Here is a 2,415-nt window from a genome sequence, read left to right on the forward strand (position 1 = left end):
ATCCTTGACCTCGTCCCAGAGTGCTGCGGCTCTCAGCGCCCACTCGATGATGTCGTCGCGCTTGCGCTTGGGGAGCCGGCGCTCCAGGCGCAGCCCGAACGCCACGTTCTCGTAGATCGACATCGGGAAGGGGTTGGGGCTCTGGAACACCATGCCCACCCGACGCCGCAGCTCGCTGACGTTGAGATCCCGGGCGAAGATATCGCGCCCTTCGAGCTCGATGCGCCCTTTGTGCACGGCGGACTCGTTCAGGTCGTGCAGCCGGTTGAACGAGCGCAGAAGCGTCGACTTGCCGCAGCCCGAGGGGCCGATGAAGGCGGTCACCCGATGGCGCGGCACCTCGAGGGTCAGCGCCTTGAGCGCCGGCTTGTCGCCGTAGGCCAGGCTGAAATCGCGAACGCTCAGGCAACGCTCTCCGGCGGGAAACGTCATCACCGGTGCCGGTTCGTCGTTCAGGAACGCGACCATGAGCCTCCTTGTTGGCGCCTTAGATGATGACGCAGAAATATGGCAGTTAGGTTAAGCACCAGCACGATCAGCACCAGCAGAAGCGCCGTGGCGTAGACCAGCGGAATCGCCGCCTCGACGTCGTCGCCGTGGAAGGCGGTATCGAAGAGATGATAGCCAAGATGCATGAACTTGCGCTCGAGATGCAGGTAGGGAAATTCCCCGTCCAGCGGCATCTGCGGGGCGAGCTTGGCCACGCCCACCAGCATCAGCGGCGCCACTTCGCCGGCAGCCCGGGCAACGGCCAGGATCACCCCGGTCAGCATGGCCGGGGTCGCCATGGGCAGCACCACCCGGGTGAGCATCTCCAGGCGCGTCGCGCCGAGCGCCAGCGCCCCTTCGCGCTGGGCATCGGGAATGCGCGCAAGCCCCTCTTCGGTGGCCACGATCACCACCGGCAGGGTCAAGAGCGCCAGCGTCAGCGAGGCCCACAGAAGCCCGCCGGTGCCGAAGGTGGGCGAGGGTAGCGCCTCATCGAAAAACCAGGTGTCGATCGAGCCGCCGATGCCGTAGACGAACACCCCCAGCCCGAACACGCCGTAGACGATCGACGGGACCCCGGCGAGGTTGCGCACGCCGATGCGCACCAGCCGCGTCAGCCGGTTCTGGTGGGCGATCTCGTTGAGATAGATCGCTGCCAGCACGCCGAAAGGCGTGACGATCACTGACATCACGATCACCATCAACAGCGTGCCGAAGATCGCCGGCCACACCCCGCCGCCGGTATTCGCCGCCCGCGGCCCTTCGCTGAGAAAACGCCACACGCCCTGGCTCCACACCCCCGCCTTCTCCAGCGTCGAGAGCGCATTGGGCGCCATAAAGGACGTGATCGTCTCCAGCGGCTGCTCCAGCGCCGCGCCTTCGGCGGTGGTCAGTATCAGTTCACCCCTCGGGCGCTGCTCGGCCGGCAGCGCCAGCAGGCGCTCAAGGCGCGCGCGCGCCGGCGCACCGGTCAGGCGCTCGCCGTCCACGTCAAGGGCCGTCAGGTGGCCCGTGACGTCGCCCCAGGGGCTTCGCTCCAGGCGGATGGCATCGTCGGGCCTGTTGATGGCGGCGATATCGTCGAGCGCCACCCAGCGCCAGTCGGCGCCGCTGAGCTCGCGGTTGCCGGTGAAGTAGAGCCGCTCGCTTCCTGCGCCACGTGGCAGGGGGGCCTCGCGCACGGGCTGGCCGATCACCTGTTCGCCGGAGTGCAGAGTGAGCGCTTCGAGCGGCGCCGGCCAGAAGTGGCCGAGCCCCCGGGCCACCAGCAGGGTGAGCAGGGTGAGCAGCATGAACAGCGACAGCGCCACGCACCCGGCACACAGCCAGGTCCACAGCGCATCGCCGGGCCAGCGGCGGCGGTCGAGGCGCTTCATCGGCCACCTCCCGACCGGTAGCGACGTCGCAAGCGCTGGCGTACCGTTTCGGCCAGGGTATTGACCAGGAAGGTGAACAGGAAAAGCACCAGCGCCGCGAGGATCAAGAGATGATAGGTCAGCCCGCCCGGCGGGGCCTCGGGCAGCTCGATGGCGATGGCCGCCGAGAACGAGCGCAGCCCCTCGAAAGGGCTCAGGCTGATCAGGGCGGCGTTGCTGCTGGCCATCAGCACGATCATGGTCTCGCCCACGGCGCGCCCGGCGCCGATCATCGCCGCCGAGAAGATGCCCGGGCCCGCCATGGGCAGCGCCACCTTCCACAGCGCCTGCCAGCGGCTGGCGCCGAGCGCTTGAGCGCCTTCCATCAATGAGCGGGGAACGTCATGCAGCGCATCCTCGGCGAGCGAATAGACGCCGGGGATCACGGCGAAGCCCATGGCGAGCCCGACGATCAGCGTGTTGCGCGTGGTGTAGTCGAGGCCGAAGCGCCGATCGAGCAGCGTCACCAGGTCGCCCCCCAGCCACTGCTGTTCGATCATCGGCGCGGCCC

The 2,415-nt window shown here is 68.2% G+C and carries 3 protein-coding genes; all 3 read right to left on the reverse strand.

Annotation, left to right across the window (positions count from 1 at the left end):
• Nucleotides 1-468, reverse strand: a 468-nt coding sequence (locus tag BIS11_RS15200; protein WP_253586457.1) for a phosphate ABC transporter ATP-binding protein, incomplete at its 3' end; no start/stop codon positions are given.
• On the reverse strand, nt 453-1,865 hold the full coding sequence (gene pstA, locus BIS11_RS15205; protein WP_253586458.1) for a phosphate ABC transporter permease PstA: 1,413 nt from the start codon (nt 1,863-1,865) through the stop codon (nt 453-455). The genes BIS11_RS15200 and pstA, both read right to left, overlap by 16 nt.
• The coding region (locus BIS11_RS15210; protein ID WP_253586459.1) for an ABC transporter permease subunit at nt 1,862-2,415 on the reverse strand (554 nt) is incomplete at its 5' end. The genes pstA and BIS11_RS15210, both read right to left, overlap by 4 nt.

Origin of the sequence: Halomonas sp. 707D4, from assembly GCF_024158685.1 — a bacterium.
Lineage (GTDB): Bacteria > Pseudomonadota > Gammaproteobacteria > Pseudomonadales > Halomonadaceae > Vreelandella.

What these genes read in the sequence shown, in the direction of transcription:
- pstA (WP_253586458.1), bottom strand. Translation starts at nt 1,865, where the DNA reads ATGAAGCGCCTCGACCGCCGCCGCTGGCCCGGCGATGCGCTGTGGACC.